General features: G+C 61.8%; 13 protein-coding genes and 3 pseudogenes. 5 read left to right on the forward strand and 11 right to left on the reverse strand.

The window, feature by feature from the left end:
• The 4 genes and pseudogenes from F6X40_RS39390 to F6X40_RS39405 all read left to right on the forward strand — a co-directional run.
• Positions 1–362, forward strand: a 362-nt coding sequence (locus F6X40_RS39390; protein ID WP_410452690.1) for a tyrosine-protein kinase family protein, incomplete at its 5' end; no start/stop codon positions are given.
• 68 nt (positions 363–430) lie between these two features.
• Positions 431–1,669, forward strand: coding sequence for a lipopolysaccharide biosynthesis protein (locus tag F6X40_RS39395; protein WP_184073888.1), 1,239 nt, complete (start codon positions 431–433; stop codon positions 1,667–1,669).
• An 82-nt stretch (positions 1,670–1,751) separates the two neighbouring features.
• A complete protein-coding gene (locus tag F6X40_RS39400; RefSeq protein ID WP_187631602.1) occupies positions 1,752–2,900 on the forward strand; it encodes a hypothetical protein in 1,149 nt (382 codons plus the stop codon).
• A gap of 45 nt (positions 2,901–2,945) precedes the next feature.
• Positions 2,946–3,119, forward strand: a pseudogene (locus F6X40_RS39405) (hypothetical protein); the annotation flags it as partial.
• 34 nt (positions 3,120–3,153) lie between these two features.
• Here F6X40_RS39405 and F6X40_RS39410 read toward each other — a convergent pair.
• From F6X40_RS39410 to F6X40_RS39425, 4 genes are all read right to left on the reverse strand, one after another.
• On the reverse strand, positions 3,154–3,984 hold the full coding sequence (locus tag F6X40_RS39410) for an ATP-binding cassette domain-containing protein (RefSeq protein WP_184073898.1): 831 nt from the start codon (positions 3,982–3,984) through the stop codon (positions 3,154–3,156).
• Entirely contained in the window at positions 3,984–4,988 is a 1,005-nt protein-coding gene (locus F6X40_RS39415) for an ABC transporter permease (RefSeq protein WP_184040728.1), read from the reverse strand. Before F6X40_RS39415 ends, F6X40_RS39410 begins: the two co-directional genes overlap by 1 nt.
• Positions 4,988–6,097, reverse strand: coding sequence for a sugar ABC transporter substrate-binding protein (locus tag F6X40_RS39420; RefSeq protein WP_187631603.1), 1,110 nt, complete (start codon positions 6,095–6,097; stop codon positions 4,988–4,990). Before F6X40_RS39420 ends, F6X40_RS39415 begins: the two co-directional genes overlap by 1 nt.
• A 238-nt stretch (positions 6,098–6,335) precedes the next feature.
• Positions 6,336–6,881 (reverse strand): DUF488 family protein, encoded by a 546-nt coding sequence (locus F6X40_RS39425; RefSeq protein WP_187631604.1) that lies wholly within the window; start codon positions 6,879–6,881, stop codon positions 6,336–6,338.
• A gap of 287 nt (positions 6,882–7,168) precedes the next feature.
• Between F6X40_RS39425 and F6X40_RS39430 the strand changes: the two genes are divergently transcribed.
• Positions 7,169–8,569, forward strand: a complete 1,401-nt coding sequence (locus F6X40_RS39430; protein ID WP_187631605.1) for an MFS transporter — start codon at positions 7,169–7,171, stop codon at positions 8,567–8,569.
• 33 nt (positions 8,570–8,602) lie between these two features.
• Here F6X40_RS39430 and F6X40_RS39435 read toward each other — a convergent pair.
• The 7 genes and pseudogenes from F6X40_RS39435 to F6X40_RS39465 form a co-directional block, all read right to left on the reverse strand.
• A pseudogene (locus F6X40_RS39435) lies at positions 8,603–8,983 on the reverse strand (sulfonate ABC transporter substrate-binding protein); the annotation flags it as partial.
• Positions 8,984–9,154: 171 nt separating this feature from the next.
• Positions 9,155–9,595 carry a MarR family winged helix-turn-helix transcriptional regulator gene (locus F6X40_RS39440; protein WP_184040718.1) on the reverse strand — a complete coding sequence of 147 codons (441 nt, stop codon included), beginning with the start codon at positions 9,593–9,595 and terminating at the stop codon, positions 9,155–9,157.
• Positions 9,596–9,622: 27 nt separating this feature from the next.
• Positions 9,623–11,518 (reverse strand): FAD-binding monooxygenase, encoded by a 1,896-nt coding sequence (locus tag F6X40_RS39445; RefSeq protein ID WP_187631606.1) that lies wholly within the window; start codon positions 11,516–11,518, stop codon positions 9,623–9,625.
• Positions 11,519–11,655: 137 nt separating this feature from the next.
• Entirely contained in the window at positions 11,656–11,862 is a 207-nt protein-coding gene (locus tag F6X40_RS39450) for a hypothetical protein (RefSeq protein WP_187631607.1), read from the reverse strand.
• Positions 11,863–11,878: 16 nt separating this feature from the next.
• Positions 11,879–12,251 (reverse strand): annotated as a pseudogene (locus F6X40_RS39455) (ABC transporter substrate-binding protein); the annotation flags it as partial.
• A gap of 144 nt (positions 12,252–12,395) precedes the next feature.
• Positions 12,396–13,715 (reverse strand): PQQ-dependent sugar dehydrogenase, encoded by a 1,320-nt coding sequence (locus F6X40_RS39460; protein WP_187631608.1) that lies wholly within the window; start codon positions 13,713–13,715, stop codon positions 12,396–12,398.
• The gene (locus F6X40_RS39465) at positions 13,708–14,037 is read right to left on the reverse strand and encodes a hypothetical protein (protein WP_262421721.1); all 330 of its coding nucleotides are present in this window, start codon (positions 14,035–14,037) and stop codon (positions 13,708–13,710) included. The genes F6X40_RS39460 and F6X40_RS39465 overlap by 8 nt, the downstream gene beginning before the upstream one ends.
• Positions 14,038–14,225: the final 188 nt, after the last annotated feature.

The raw sequence follows: 14,225 nt of genomic DNA on the forward strand, positions 1-14,225 counted from the left end.
TACCGGAGAACCCGGCCGAGCTTCTGGTGAGCGAACGCATGCAGCAATTCCTCGCGAAGACGAGCGAATACGATATCGTGCTGATCGACACGCCGCCGGTGCTCGCCGTCTCCGACGCGACCGCGCTAGCGGATAGCTGCGGCACCGTGCTGCTGGTGACCCGCTTCGAGACTACTTCCATCGCGCAGGTGGTGGAGGCCACCAAGCAGCTCAAGCAGGCGAATGCCCGGGTGAAGGGCGTGATCTTCAACGCGATCGATACGAATGTCTATCGCTATAGTCTGGGCGCGCGCGCAGGCCTCTATCGCAGTGCTTCCTATCTCGATGCACTGCCGGCCAGTGGAAAGACGCAGAAAGGCTAGCCTTCAGACGACAACCATCGTCGTGTAGAGCGATGAAAAATTCACCTGGACTTCGACGTAGATAAATTGTGAATATCAAACATTCGATCGTAAGTATCGCTGGAGTCGTACTGAGTCAGGCGCTCAATTTCGTTTCGATTCTATTGATCGGGAAGTTCTGCGGGCCGACGGCTCTCGGGTATTTCAGCCAACTCATGGCCGGTGGTCTTTTTATCGGGTCGGTGATCGGCTTGCGTCTGGAGGTTGCGTGCATGGCGGCGGACAAGGCCCAAGCCGTGCGCGCAATGACGAGTTCCAGTGCGGTCGCCATAGGGATCGGCGTGGCGCTCGTGGCGGCCACGGCAGCGGCCGGGCATACGGAATACATACCTGTTATCGGTCTGGCACTTGGCGTGTTCCTGCAACAGGCGTTGTGCGGAGCACTCACCACCGAAAGAAAGTACGCGCAAATCGCGACGATCCGGTTCTTCCCTAATGCCGCGTTCGCCGTCTACTTCGTCTGCATGATGATGTTTTCGAAAGGGGAGTGCACAGGCACCACCGTATTCAACATCTATAGCTGGATTTTTCTGGCCTCGACCGTTGTGCCCGCCGCGATCTGCCTTTACTCGGCGCGCCGGATGATTCCGTTGGCCTTCATCAGGTTCTCCGCGCTTCAGATCCAGTATGCAAAATTTGGTGTGCCGACCACTACGCTGAATTCATTCGTGATCTATGCGTCCGCCATTTTGATGCCGATGATCTTCGATCATCGTGAAGCCGGCATCTTTGCGCTGGCGTATCGTGTGGGGTACTTCCCTGCGTCCCTCTTGTCGCAAAGTTTGGGCGCTGTCTTCCGCCGCGATCTGATCGATTATTTCGACGGCCACAGAAAAGACAGAGTGAATCCCTCGAAACAGTTTTTTACCATGCTGACGTTTATCAGCATTTCTCTGGTGGCAGCGTGCTATGCAGGCCTTAGCCTGATTATCCACATGAAGATGGGCGACGAATGGGAACCGTCGATGTCCGTGTACCTGATCTTTGTTCCCTATTTCATCACGATGGCGATCTATGGCTCGATGGCTCAGGTATTCATTGTCGCGAACCGGCTGAAGATCGACTTGATGATTCAAGCAGTCAATGCCGTATCGATCTTCCTGATCTTTGCGACGGCTCAATTCCTCGGCGTCGGGTTCATCCACTCGCTTCTTCTGCTCAGCGTCTGTGGAACGATCGTGGCAAGTGTGGGTACTTACCAGGCGCTCAAGATCGGCAAGGAGCCGGACGCTTATTTGAATCGCCAACCTAGTTTTGAAGCGCCGTGATCTCTGCGCTCAAAAATCAGCGACGCTGCAAGTTTAGCTCCTCCACCGCGAGGCGAGTCGCTCACTTGTTCAGGGAAAGAGAATGCGCATTGTAAAACTCCCCGGCATCATCGGCAGGAATGCGAGTCCAGGCGTGTCGGCCGCGGTCTGGTTCATTCTGTTCATCGCACTTTATGCGATCTCCGCGTTTCACGAGAGCATGTTGCCGGCGCGTTTTCTGTTGGATGAACTGGTGATCTTCGACCGGATGAAGACCGTCACGGCTTTCAGGGCGTTTGGCGACTCATTTGACAATCTCGCGTGGCTGTTCAACTTTTTCGGTCTCCAGAGTTTCTCCATTTCTTTGATAGGATTTCTCGCATCGACTATCGGCATGTTTGTCGCCATCTGGCGTTCCGGTGTCACTTCGCTAAAACCGGCCGAGTTCTTTCTGGTTGCCTTCTGGCTCGCCAATCAGACCGTCTACATCGGCGTTCCATCGAAAGAAATCATCATTTCGGTTCTGGTTCTTTTGATGCTGTTTTACAACTCGTCGCGTGCGATATTGGTTTTGTTTGTCGTCCTGGCAGCGCTGGTAGCCGTGTACTTCAGATCGTACTGGGGCATTACACTGGCCGCAACCGTGTTTCTTTATTTCGCGCCAAACGGCTTCAGAAGGCCGGCTTCATTGATCTTTTTCGCGCTGGCCATGTTTGTGATGGTCGCCTTCGTGTTCCAGAAGGTCTATGGCGAATCACTGGATTTCGCAAGGCAGAACGCCAATGAGTGGCGGGACCCGGAGGAAGTGGGGTCGATGATCGTACAGTTCATTCCAGGCAGTGGTATGTTCATTGGCGTGGCGAACGTCGCCATCACGCTGGCGACCTTCGTTTTGCCGGTGCGGTTGATTACGTCGGGTTCTCCGCTGCAAATGCTGGGCGGCATTGGCGTGTTTTTCACTTTTGCGACTGTGTTTGTGCGTTATCGCTCCGCGGCGGCGCTATTTCCGGTGGGCCGATTCGAGACGCTTTGTTTTTGTTTTCTGGTCAGTTTCCTGTCAACGCAAGCTATTTTCGAGCCGGACTACGGGTCATTTCTGCGGCATCTTTCGCCGGTGTCGCCGATGATCATGTTTTTCGTCCTGCGGCTCTCGTACGATGAACACATAACGGTATCGGCGCAGAGTGCGTCGCGAGTGAACGACGGCGCCCATCACCAGTCCACATTGTCGAAGCATCGCAGCGCCTCCTGAATCGCAATGACGGTCCGCTGATTCAGTAGGCCGTCGATGAAGCACATGATCGTAAACATCGGGGCGAACTATCTGACGCGCATCGGTGGGCACGACTTGACGCTGCGCGCGGCGATCGACAACATCACGAATCGCCGCTACTGGATGTTCCAGTACTCGGACTACATCGCGCCGGGCGATCCGCGCATGGTCAGCGTGAACGCGAAGATCGATTTCTGATCTGAGTTGCGCGGTGTCGCGGGCCGTGGCGGGCTCACTGTGCGCCGCCGGCGCGCATGGCCCGGTATTCCCGCTGCACGATGTCCATCAGCTCCGCCACCGAAGTCAGCGCGCTCTGTTGCTCGTAGGTCACGCGCCCTCGCTGCATCAACATGATGCGATCCGCGATATCGAGCGTCTGCGCATAGTTGTGCATGATCATGATGATCGAGAGGCCGCCTTTTTCCTTCAAGCGCATCAGTAGGTCGATGATGAGTCCCGCCTCGCGCGCGCCCATCGCGGCGAGCGGTTCGTCGAGCAACAGGATCTTCGCGTTCGAATGCACGGCGCGCGCCACGGCGATCGCCTGGCGCTGGCCGCCCGAAAGACGCTCCACGGGCAAATCCACCGAAGGCACGTGCACGCCGATATCGTCGAGGCATTGCGCCGCGCGCTCGCGCATCCGTTTGTGGTCGAGCAGCCTGAACGGCCCGCGCCGCACGATTTCGCGGTTCAGGAACATGTTGTGGTAAATACTCAGCGAATTCGCGAGCGCGAGATCCTGATACACGCATTCGATGCCGAGCGAACGCGCATGATCGACCGAGCGCAACAGCGTCTCCTCGCCGTCGATGTGGAGCGTGCCGCTCGTTTGCTGATGAAAGCCCGTGAGGATCTTCACGAGCGTGGACTTGCCCGCACCGTTGTCGCCGAGTATGCCGAGGATCTCGCCCTTGCCGAGAGTGAGCGAGACGCCATCGAGCGCCGTCACCGCGCCGAAGCGTTTGACGAGGCCGTCGCCGCGCAGCGCGAGCGGGGCGTTCGGCGCGCTGCGCGCAGCGGCCGTGGCATTGGCGCCCGCGGAGGAGGTTTGCGATTGGTCCATCATCGTCCACCCTTGCGGCGAATGCGCCCGACGTGGATGTTGAAGATCATCGCCGCCAGAATCGCGGCGCCAAGAATGATGTTGAACGTAAACGCGTTGATACCGATCAGTGTAAAGCCGTCGTTCAGAATACCGAGCACCGCTGCGCCGATGAGCCCGCCCACGATGGTGCCCGAGCCGCCCGTGAGCGGCGTGCCGCCGATCACGGCGGCGGCCACGGCAAGGAACATGATCTGGTTGCCGCCGGCCTGCGGGTCGATCGAGGTAATGCGAAAGGCTTCGAGCATGCCGGTGAAGCCCGCCAGCACCGCGGCGAGGACGAAGTTGCCGAGGCGCAGTCGCTTCACATGTATGCCGGCCTCGCTCGCGCCGAGCGGATTCGCACCCGCGGCCTGCGTATGCAGGCCCCAGCGTGTATGTCGCAACAGCACGTGCATCGCGGCCGCGATCACCAGGGTCCAGATGATCTCGCTGTAGCCCCACGCGCCCATGAACCCGGCGAAGGTGGGCGATCCCGGCGTGGCGGCGGGCGTGCCGCGCGAGATCGTGAGCGTGATACCGTTGATCAGAAAGAGCGTGCCGAGCGTCGTAACGAACGAGGGCAGCCGCAGCCAAACCGACACCGCCCCGTTCACGAAGCCGACGATTCCCGCGGCCACGAGCCCCGCGATCACGGCGAGCCACATCGGCGCGCCCGCGTCATTCGCGAACACCATCATGAATGGCGCGAACGCGAACACCATGCCCGCCGACAGATCGATGTCGCCGCCGATCATCAACATGATTTCGCCGAACGCGATGATCGCCACCGGCGCGATGAACTGCGACAGGTTGACGAGGCTCGCGTTGGTGAGCAGGAAATCGTGGTTCGCGAATTCGAAGTAGGCGGCCAGCAGCACGGCCACGAGCAGGATGCGCAGCTCGGCCGCCCATTGAGACGCAAATGAAACACCCGCGCGCCGGGGCGCGCGGACCGCTTTGCTGGTTTCGTTCACTGTATTCATCAGGACTTGATTGCGCCGGATCTCGGAACGATTTGCTCCTTGTCGGTCTTGCCCTCAAAGCGCGTCGAGGTATTCAGGTACGGCTCGACGTTATCCTTTGTCACGAATTTCAGGCCGGTGTTGATTTCGGCCGGGCCGACGAGGCCGCCGGAGCTGAGGAACACGAACGCCTCCATCACCGTATAGAAACCTTGGACGTAGGGCTGCTGATCGATGGTGAAGTCGAGGAAACCTTCGTGGATCAGCTGGATCGTGGTCGGCAGCAGGTCGAAGCCGCCGCCGTGCACGCCTTTGGACGGCAGGTTCGACTCTTTCATCACCTGCGCGACGCCCTGCGTGCTGCCCGCATCCACCGCGAACATGCCTTTCAGGTCCTGGTGGCCCAGGTAGAACGCCTTGATCTTCGACAGCTCCTCGTTGACGGTCGCGCCCGTGGCCACGGTCTGGATGTCGATCTTCTTGCCGGACTTCTTGATGGCGTCGCTGGCACCGTCCAGACGCGGCTGGATGTTGAGCTGCCCCGGCGTGGCGATGAACAGCCCGACCATGCCGCTGTCGATCAGACTGACGATGCGCTCGCCCATCTGATAGCCCGACAGATACAGGTCCTGGCCGATATACGCGAGGCGCGGATTCTTCTTGCCGCGCGGCGCGTCGGCGTTGTACGCGAACACCGGAATTCCGGCGTCGAGCGCGGCCAGGATGGGCTTGTCGAAAGCGCTCGGATCGACGATCGGCACCGCGATGGCGTCGGCCTTCGCGGCAATCGCCGAGTTCACGGCGCGGACCATTTCGCCGGCATCGGACGTGGCCGAGCCGGTCCACTGATAATCCATGTCGAGTAGCGAGCAGGCATCCTGAATGCCGTACTGCGTCGGCACGAAGAACGGGTTGGTGGTGACGTGATTGACGAACACGATCCTCCACTTCTTGTGCGACGGAAAAGCCGTCTGCGCTGCCTGCGCGGTGCCGATCAGACCGCCCGCGCCGCCTAGCGCGCCCATCAGCGAAAGCGCTGCGCCGAGTCCCGCGCCCTGCATCAGCCCCCGCCGCGCCGTGCTGAAACCGTTGCCGCTGTTTTTCTGATCGTCATCCCGTTGCTGTGCCATCTGATCCTCCGGTTCTTGTCTTCATTGGTCGATGTGGTCGACGTTGCGTCGATTGCGTGCAGATGCTGGACGGCACCGGGAGTTCGCGGGGCAGCGCGAGAGTTTGGCGTGGGACGTGCAACCCCGATTCGGAAGCGCTCGATACGAGCCGTGCGGTACCGCAAAAATGTTAGTGCAGTGCGGTTGCGACTCCTAATCCATGTATACCCGTAACCGTTCCGAAGATTGGGACGCCGGGTCAGGATGCGTGTTTACCACGAGCGGCTGATCGCGCGGATGGGTGCGCGGCGCCCGGTGTCATCGTGGCGGCGTTCGTGTGATGCGCGTCCATGATGTGCAGCACGGTTTCATCGTGCATCAGCAGATAGTCCGTAATGATACGCCGGTGGCAGCGCCACCAGACCGCCTCCGAGCACATGATCGCGCAGCGCTGCCCATGACCGAGCGTCAGAAGTTGCGCCAGTCCCTCGCGGAACGCGTCGCTCATTGCATAGTCGGCATAGTTGCGAAAGGCCGGATGCGTCCAGTACGCATTCGGCGACGGCGCGTCATCCTTGCGCCTGCTGCGGCGTCCGCCGAGCGCGGCGAGATGCATGTAGTCGATATGTTCCGGCGCGAGCGAGGCGGGCAGCGTGTCGCGATTGAACTGCGGGTTGGTCCGCGAGCGCGGCATGCTGCGCACGTCGACGAGCAAGGCGATCCGCTCGCCTTTCAGTAAGTCGACGAATTCCTGCAACGGACGCGTCGAGTGGCCGATCGTGAAAAAAGGGCGTTTCGTTTCCATGCGTGCTTCGCCGGCGCCGATAGCGGCGACGATCCCTACAGACTTACAACGTGTGGCGCAGTAACGTCAACTTTGTCCCGATTCAGGTGTTGCACGTGTCATGCCTGACGAGCGCGCGTATCCACGCGCTCGCGAATCGCAAGACCCCGGGGAGACAAGCCGGGTAGCCATCATTCCGGTATCGAGTGCAACCTTGCTCCCGCGAGTCGGAGTTGCAACAATGCACCCGCGACGGCGCCCGCGCCGCACGCAGTCGCCCGCGCATTTTCTTTCGACCCGCTTGCACCATGACCGACGGCCTGCCCAATCCCCAACGTGCGTTTGCGTACATCGCGATCGCCATCGCGATGACGATGTCGGTGCTCGACACTTCGATCGTCAACGTCGCGCTGCCCACCATCAGCAACGACCTCGCGGTATCGCCCGCAAACGCGATCTGGGTCGTCAACGCGTATCAGCTGGCGATAACGGTGTCCTTGCTGCCGCTCGCGGTGCTCGGGGACAGCCTCGGCTACAAGCGGGTCTACTGCTACGGACTCGCGCTTTTCACGCTGGCGTCGTTCGCCTGCGCGAATGCGCACACGCTGCTGGCGCTTGCGGTCGCTCGCGTGTTTCAGGGCTTCGGCGCGGCCGGCATCATGAGCGTGAATATCGCGCTGGTGCGCTTCGTTTTCCCGAAGGCGCGGCTAGGCGTCGGCGTCGGTTATTCGTCGCTGGTGGTGGCCGTTTCGTCGGCGGCGGGGCCGAGTATCGCGTCGGCGATTCTGGCGGTCGCGCACTGGCAGTGGCTGTTCCTCGTCAACGTGCCGCTCGGCGTGCTGGCGCTGTCGATCGGCGCGCGCACGTTGCCCGCGACGCCGACCTCGGGGGCTCGCCTGAGCGGCCTGAGCGTCCTGCTCAACGCGCTCACATTCGGCCTGCTGATCTCCGGTCTCGCGGCATTCAACCAGGCGGGCGCGACGCAGCGCGGCGCCGTGATGGTCGCGATCGCCTTGGTGGCCGGCGTGCTGTTCGTGCGACGCGAAAGCCGGCTCGCGACCCCGATGCTGCCCATCGACCTGCTGCGCATGCCGGTGTTTTCACTGTCGATGGCGACGTCGATCTGCTCGTTCGCGGCGCAGACGATGGCGTACATCGTGCTGCCGTTCTACTTCGAGCAGACGCTGAAGCTGTCGGAAACACAGACCGGCATTCTGATGACGCCGTGGCCGCTCGTGACCGCGTTGATCGCACCGGTCGCGGGCCGGCTGTCCGATCGGTGGGCGCCGGGACGCATCAGCAGCGTCGGGCTCGTCGTGTTCGGGTGCGGACTCGCGATGCTCTGCCAGCTCGGCGAGACGGCGACGCGCTTCGACATCGTGTGGCGGCTCGCGGTCTGCGGCCTCGGCTTCGGTATCTTTCAGTCGCCGAACAACCGCGTGATCATCGGCAGTGCGCCGCGGCATCGCAGCGGCGGCGCGTCCGGCCTGCAATCGATGGGTCGTCTGCTCGGCCAGTCGAGCGGCGCGGTGGCGGTGTCCATCGTGTTCGGACTCGTGCATGGCCAGCACCTCACGTTGATTGCCGGCATTGCCGCGGCGCTCGCGTTGATCGCGGCCAGCGTGAGTTCGGTGCGGCGTATGACGGAGCACAGCGACGCCCCGCAGGAACAACAGGCTACGCCAACGCGACCGCTCTCCGAGCGTTGACGCGGGTGCGGCGTCGTTCCGCCGCCCATACGCCTACGCGAGATTCGAAGGCGCCGCCTTCAGCACGTCGACGTGCTTCGGAATCAGGCCGAGATCGAGGAACGTCTCGGCGATCTGTTGCTGCTCGCCGAGAATCGCGCGGGTAATCGGCTGCGTGCCGAACTGCTGGCGCTGCACCGCCACGTCCACGACCTGCTTCGGCAGACCCCATAGCTGCGCGAGTTCGCTGGCGAGCTGATCCTTGTTCTGCTTGCCCCACTGATCGACCTTGTCGAGTTCTTCGATCAGGATCCGGACCGCGTCGGGATTGTTCGCCGCATAACTCAGCCACGAGAAGTAGAACGCCCGATTGCCGACTACGCCGCTTGCATCGGCAATCACGCGAGCGCCGAGCGATTGCTCCACCGCGGCGAAGTTCAGGTTGCGTGCCGGAACAAATGTGCGGGCTCGCGTGCGTCGTCCGTCATTTGTTCTGGAAAGGCACCCGGTTCTAACCAGGCGGCGGCGGGGAGGGGGCTATGGGAGCCGAAATGGAGGCGCTGTCTGGCAGACCGCGACGGCAGGCGGTCTTCAGGAGCAAGCGCATCAAGCCCGCGGCGGCAACAGTGCCGAAAGCAGCCGGCGCAACTGCGCCAATTCGCTTGCCGTCAGCCTTTCAGTGAGAACGCGCTCGACCTGCTCGACGCGCGGACGCAAGGCCGAGAGCTGCTTCTTACCGGCAGTGGTGAGAAACAGCACGTAACTGCGCTTGTCGACAGGATCGTCCGCGCGCTCGATCTGGCCATTGCGCACCATGCGTGCAACGAGATCGGCAATCGTCGAACGATCCACGTCGAGTTTGTCTCCGAGTTGCCGCTGACTGACGCCAGGCGTCTCGTGCAAGACCTCGAGCGCCGCGTACTGCACGCTCGTGATCTCCGCGGAAACCTCGCTCAGCCAGACCGCTGCATGGCGCTGTTGGGCACGGCGCACCAGGCTGCCAGTAAATTTGGGGAGCGCGCCGGCGTCTTCGGGTTTGATCGGCAATTTCGAAGGTTTGGGTTTCGTTGTGGTTTAACGCACGCGAAAGATGGGCCGAAAGAAGGCGTTCAACTCCGCATACGCATTCAATGGGAGAACATGGGCCACGTATTGATCGGGACGTACCACGACGAGTGCACCTTGTTCGCGATCGATGCCGCGCTCGTCGAAGATATCAGTCGTCGCGTCGCTCGTAAATGCCTTTTCGTAGTCGATGAGGCCGTGGCGACCCTTGCGCGGCAGCAGGAGGGCGGGGACGTCTTCGAGGCGGACTTCACGATGCGGCTGTTGCAGCACTGCGCGCAGATCGAGAACGCTGTCCACGTCGGCGTCCTTCGGCGTGAAGAGCCTCAAAACGGAATCGGGCGACTTGTCGAGATGCTCGCACAGCGCATCCAGCGCACGACGCGACGCGTCCGCGAAAGCGTACAGGCGCCAGCGGCCGTCCGCTTGCGCGGCATGCCCTAGATGGAACGGTTTTGCATCAGCGAGGCGAACGACAGGCGACGAGTGAAAGCGCGTACCGATCGCAAAGCCTTTGGCGAGCGCCTGATGCGTCGCTTCACCGGTCAGGGTGGCCGGCCGGTAACGCGTTGCGACGCCAGCCGTGTAGCGGCCAGCGCGAACGAAGTACGCCTGAAGCTCCGCGGGATCGACGCCGCCCGCCTCGGGCCGGTTGGGATCCTTCGGCGGCGCGGCCATCATCGCCGACCATTCCTTGTCGAAATCGATCAGCTCCTGTGCAATAGGTTGGCGCTCGTCCGAATACGTGCGCATCAGAGCGGCGCCGCTGCGGCCCTCCAGCACCGCGCCGAGCTTCCAGCCGAGATTGAAGCCGTCCTGCATCGACACGTTCATGCCCTGACCCGCTTTGGCGCTATGCGTGTGGCAGGCGTCGCCCGCGATGAACACGCGAGGCTCGCGCGAAGTGCCGTCGGCGGCGATGGCATCGTCGAAGCGGTCGGTGAGGCGCTGCCCGACCTCATAGACCGAGAACCACGCCACTTCTTTTACGTCGAGCGTATAGGGATGGAGGATGCGCTGCGCCGTCTCGATGATGCGATCGACCGTGATCTGCTTGATGCTGTCGCGGTTCTCCGGGGTGACATCGCCGAGGTCGACGTAGAAGCGGACCAGATATCCGCCTTCACGCGGAATGATCAGCAGGTTGCCCCTGCTCGCGGACTGAATCGCCGCTTTCAGCCGGATGTCCGGAAAGTCGCTGACCGCCAGCGCATCCATCACGCCCCACGCATGGTTGGCCGCGTCACCGCGCAGCGTTTGTCCGATGGCGGTGCGTACGCGGCTGCGAGCGCCGTCGCAACCGACGACATAGCGCGCACGCACGGACACGGTCTCGTCGAGCCGCGCGGGATCGGTATGGCGCAGCGTGACCAGCACCGGGTATTCGTGCGTATCGTCGCGCTGAACGTCGACCACTTCGAGGCCGTAGTCCGGTTCGATCCGTCGCGCGGAGCGGCGCATCACGTCGAGCAGATATTCCTGGATGCGGGCCTGATTGACGATGACGTGCGGAAATTCCGAAAGGCCTGTTTCGGTATCCTGAACTCGGCCGGTACGACTGATCGCGCCGCGGTCATTTGCATCGGGTCGCCAGAATACTGTTTCATTGACCCAATAGGCTTCTTGCAGCAGGCGGTCACTGAGGCCGAACGCATTGAACATCTCGACGGTACGGCACGCCACGCCATCGGCCTGACCCATCTGCAACGGTCCGTCGCGACGCTCGACGACGCGCGTGCCGATCGACGGGAATTGCGACAGCTGCGCCGCCAGTACGAGTCCGGCAGGGCCGCTGCCGACGATCAGCACGTCGACCGTCTCGGGCATCTGCGCCGCATGCGCATTGCCGATGACTGGCTCGATCGTCGGATCGCCGACCCGGAAACCGTTGAGATGAAATTGCATGACGTCCTCCTCCGTTCAGTAGATATCTGCTGAACGCGAATATACTCCGTACCCCAACCATTTTGAAGTGCTTCGTGGGAGGATGGATGTTTACCCTGGTTCGGAAGAGCGCTCGTGGACTTTCGGGAACGGCTGCTTCAATGACCGTGCCAATTGCCCCCATGGCCACCCCAGTAGCCGCCAATGCCGATGCCGAGGCTCACGGAGGGCGCGACGTAATACCCGGGGGCATAGCCATAGGCGGGCGCTGGCTCATAACCGTAGCCATAGCTGGGCGGCGGCGGGGCGACGACGCAGCCCGCCAGGCCGACTGCCACGATGATTGCAAAGAGTAGTCTGGTCATGATCGTTTTCCTCCAATCATTGAGGAGGCGCAAGATTCAGTCCAGCCGTCTTCTGCCACCACGTCGACAGTAGCCATTCGTCGGCGGCGAAGTAAAGCGGCAGCTTCGCCGGAAAGGCGAGGTTGTTCCGGTACGTGATGCGATGAACCGCGGAATACCAGTGCGGGAGTCACGTAATAGCCGTTCATCAGTACCCGGTCGAGCGCGTGGGTCGCATCGACGAGCTGCTCGCGCGTTTGCGCGCCCAGCACCTTGCGCAGGATCGCGTCGACGGCTGGCGATTTCACGCCCGCGAGATTATCGGAGCCCGGCTCGTCCGCGTACTTGCTGCCGAAACGCGACAGCTGTTCGGTGCCCGGCACCTGCACGTCGGGCAGGCGCACGGTCGTCGGCATACCACATTGCCGATCCACTCAGCACGAGCATGATCAGCAAGCGCCGCCGGTTGGACCAGTGAATCGCCGGGGAAGTCATCACTGGGTCGCGGTGTCCGTATCGGTGCATCCACGCGGCAGGCGATCGCGATGCGCGCATCAGCCGCCCGCGCCCGTCACGCGCCACGCCGTGTTGCCGACGTCATCGGCGATCAGTAGGCCGCCGTCGCGATCCTGGGCGACGCCCACGGGCGCGCCATACAACTCCTTCTGATCCGGCGACATAAAGCCCATCACGACGTCTTTCGGCGCACCGGCGGGCTTGCCGTTCTCGAACGTCACGTACGACACCACATAACCGCTCAACGGCGAGCGGTCCCAACTGCCATGCGCACCGATGAACGCGCCGCCGCGATACTGCGAGGGCAGGCTCTTGCCGGTATAGAAGGTCAGTCCTGGCGGCGCGACATGCGAGCCGATCGAGAAGTCTGGGGCAATCGCCTTCGCGACGAGGTCGGGACGCTGCGGTTGAGCACGCGGATCGACGTGCTGGCCGTAATAGCTGTACGGCCAGCCGTAGAAAGCATTCTCCTTCACCGACGTCAGATAGTCGGGCACGAGATCGGGGCCGATCTCGTCGCGCTCGTTCGCGATGGCCCAGAGCCGGCCCGTCGTCGGTTCCCACTGCAGGCCGGTCGGATTGCGAATGCCCGCCGCGTAAATGCGGCTTGCGCCCGTCGCCGTATCGACTTCGAGTACGTCCGCGCGCCGGTACTCGACCTCCAGCCCGTTCTCGCCGACATTGCTGTTGGAGCCGACGCCCACATAGAGCTTCTTGCCATCGCGACTGGCGAGCAGGGCTTTGGTCCAGTGATGGTTGATCGTATCGGGGAGATCGGTGAGTTCGACGCCGCGCTCGCTGATACTGGTTTCGCCCGTCTTGTACGGAAACTTCAGGATCGCATCGGTATCGGCGACATAGAGTGTGTCGCCGACGAGCTGCATGCCGAACGGGGAGTGCAGATGATCGATGAACATATACCGCTGCCATTCGCCATTGCCGTTGGCGGGCTTTCTGAGCAGCGTGATGCGATTCGAGCCGTCGGCCTTCTTTCCCGATCTGGCTTCGATCAGCCCGGCGATCACCTGCTTCGGCGTGGTAACGGCCTCCTCGTTCGGGCTATTGGCTTCCGCGACGAGAACGTCACCATTGGGAAGCGTATAGATCTGGCGAGGCTGCACGAGTCCCGAGGCGATCTTCTCGATCTTCAGGCCGTCGGCCACCTTGGGCGTTGCGCCTTTTTTCCATCCCACGTATTTCGGCACCTGCATCGGCGGTGCGAAGAAGTTGCGTGCCCGCGGTATCGACGGATTCGCTCCGGCCTGCTGCGAGGGGTCGTACTCTGCCCGTACGTGGCAGCCGCTCATCAACACGGAGATGGTGATGACGAACGCGCTGCCGGCGATCAGCTTAGCCATGAGTCACCTCGGGGAGATCGAGCCTGTTCATTGCCATCGCGACGTGGGCGATGCTCAGCAGCACGACGGTGATGACCGACAGAATCACGTTGTCCGGGACCATCGCATAAGCGTCGCGGCTGTGCACGAATGCATTGACGATCGCCGCGATGATGGCGAGCAGATTGAGCCAGAAGTCGATTCTTTCGATACGCGTGACGCGGCGACGTCGCTGCAACCAGACGTGACCGAAATTGAGCAGGCGCGGAATGATGGCAATGATCAGGCCCACCGTAATGAGCCACGCGGCGCCCTTGCCCCAGAACACGTTACGTGTGCTCATGTAGCTCAGGTCAAAGATCAACGCGCCGACGAACATTCCATACGAGATGGGGTTCAACAGTCCGAAGATCGCGGGGCGCGAGTTTCGATGGATGTGTGGCGGAATGTCTGATAGCGGACGGCGTGGTGGACATAGCTTCTCCTTTCGATGTGGGAGCCGACGTCGTCTTGCCGCGCATTAGCCATGCC

It is taken from the genome of Paraburkholderia sp. UCT31 (assembly GCF_014397655.1).
GTDB lineage: Bacteria > Pseudomonadota > Gammaproteobacteria > Burkholderiales > Burkholderiaceae > Paraburkholderia > Paraburkholderia tuberum.

What these genes read in the sequence shown, in the direction of transcription:
- F6X40_RS39410 (WP_184073898.1), bottom strand. Translation starts at nt 3,984, where the DNA reads ATGGACCAATCGCAAACCTCCTCCGCGGGCGCCAATGCCACGGCCGCT.
- F6X40_RS39465 (WP_262421721.1), bottom strand. Translation starts at nt 14,037, where the DNA reads ATGAGCACACGTAACGTGTTCTGGGGCAAGGGCGCCGCGTGGCTCATT.
- F6X40_RS39450 (WP_187631607.1), bottom strand. Translation starts at nt 11,862, where the DNA reads ATGACCAGACTACTCTTTGCAATCATCGTGGCAGTCGGCCTGGCGGGC.
- F6X40_RS39400 (WP_187631602.1), top strand. Translation starts at nt 1,752, where the DNA reads ATGCGCATTGTAAAACTCCCCGGCATCATCGGCAGGAATGCGAGTCCA.
- F6X40_RS39420 (WP_187631603.1), bottom strand. Translation starts at nt 6,097, where the DNA reads ATGGCACAGCAACGGGATGACGATCAGAAAAACAGCGGCAACGGTTTC.
- F6X40_RS39415 (WP_184040728.1), bottom strand. Translation starts at nt 4,988, where the DNA reads ATGAATACAGTGAACGAAACCAGCAAAGCGGTCCGCGCGCCCCGGCGC.
- F6X40_RS39460 (WP_187631608.1), bottom strand. Translation starts at nt 13,715, where the DNA reads ATGGCTAAGCTGATCGCCGGCAGCGCGTTCGTCATCACCATCTCCGTG.
- F6X40_RS39430 (WP_187631605.1), top strand. Translation starts at nt 7,169, where the DNA reads ATGACCGACGGCCTGCCCAATCCCCAACGTGCGTTTGCGTACATCGCG.
- F6X40_RS39425 (WP_187631604.1), bottom strand. Translation starts at nt 6,881, where the DNA reads ATGGAAACGAAACGCCCTTTTTTCACGATCGGCCACTCGACGCGTCCG.
- F6X40_RS39445 (WP_187631606.1), bottom strand. Translation starts at nt 11,518, where the DNA reads ATGCAATTTCATCTCAACGGTTTCCGGGTCGGCGATCCGACGATCGAG.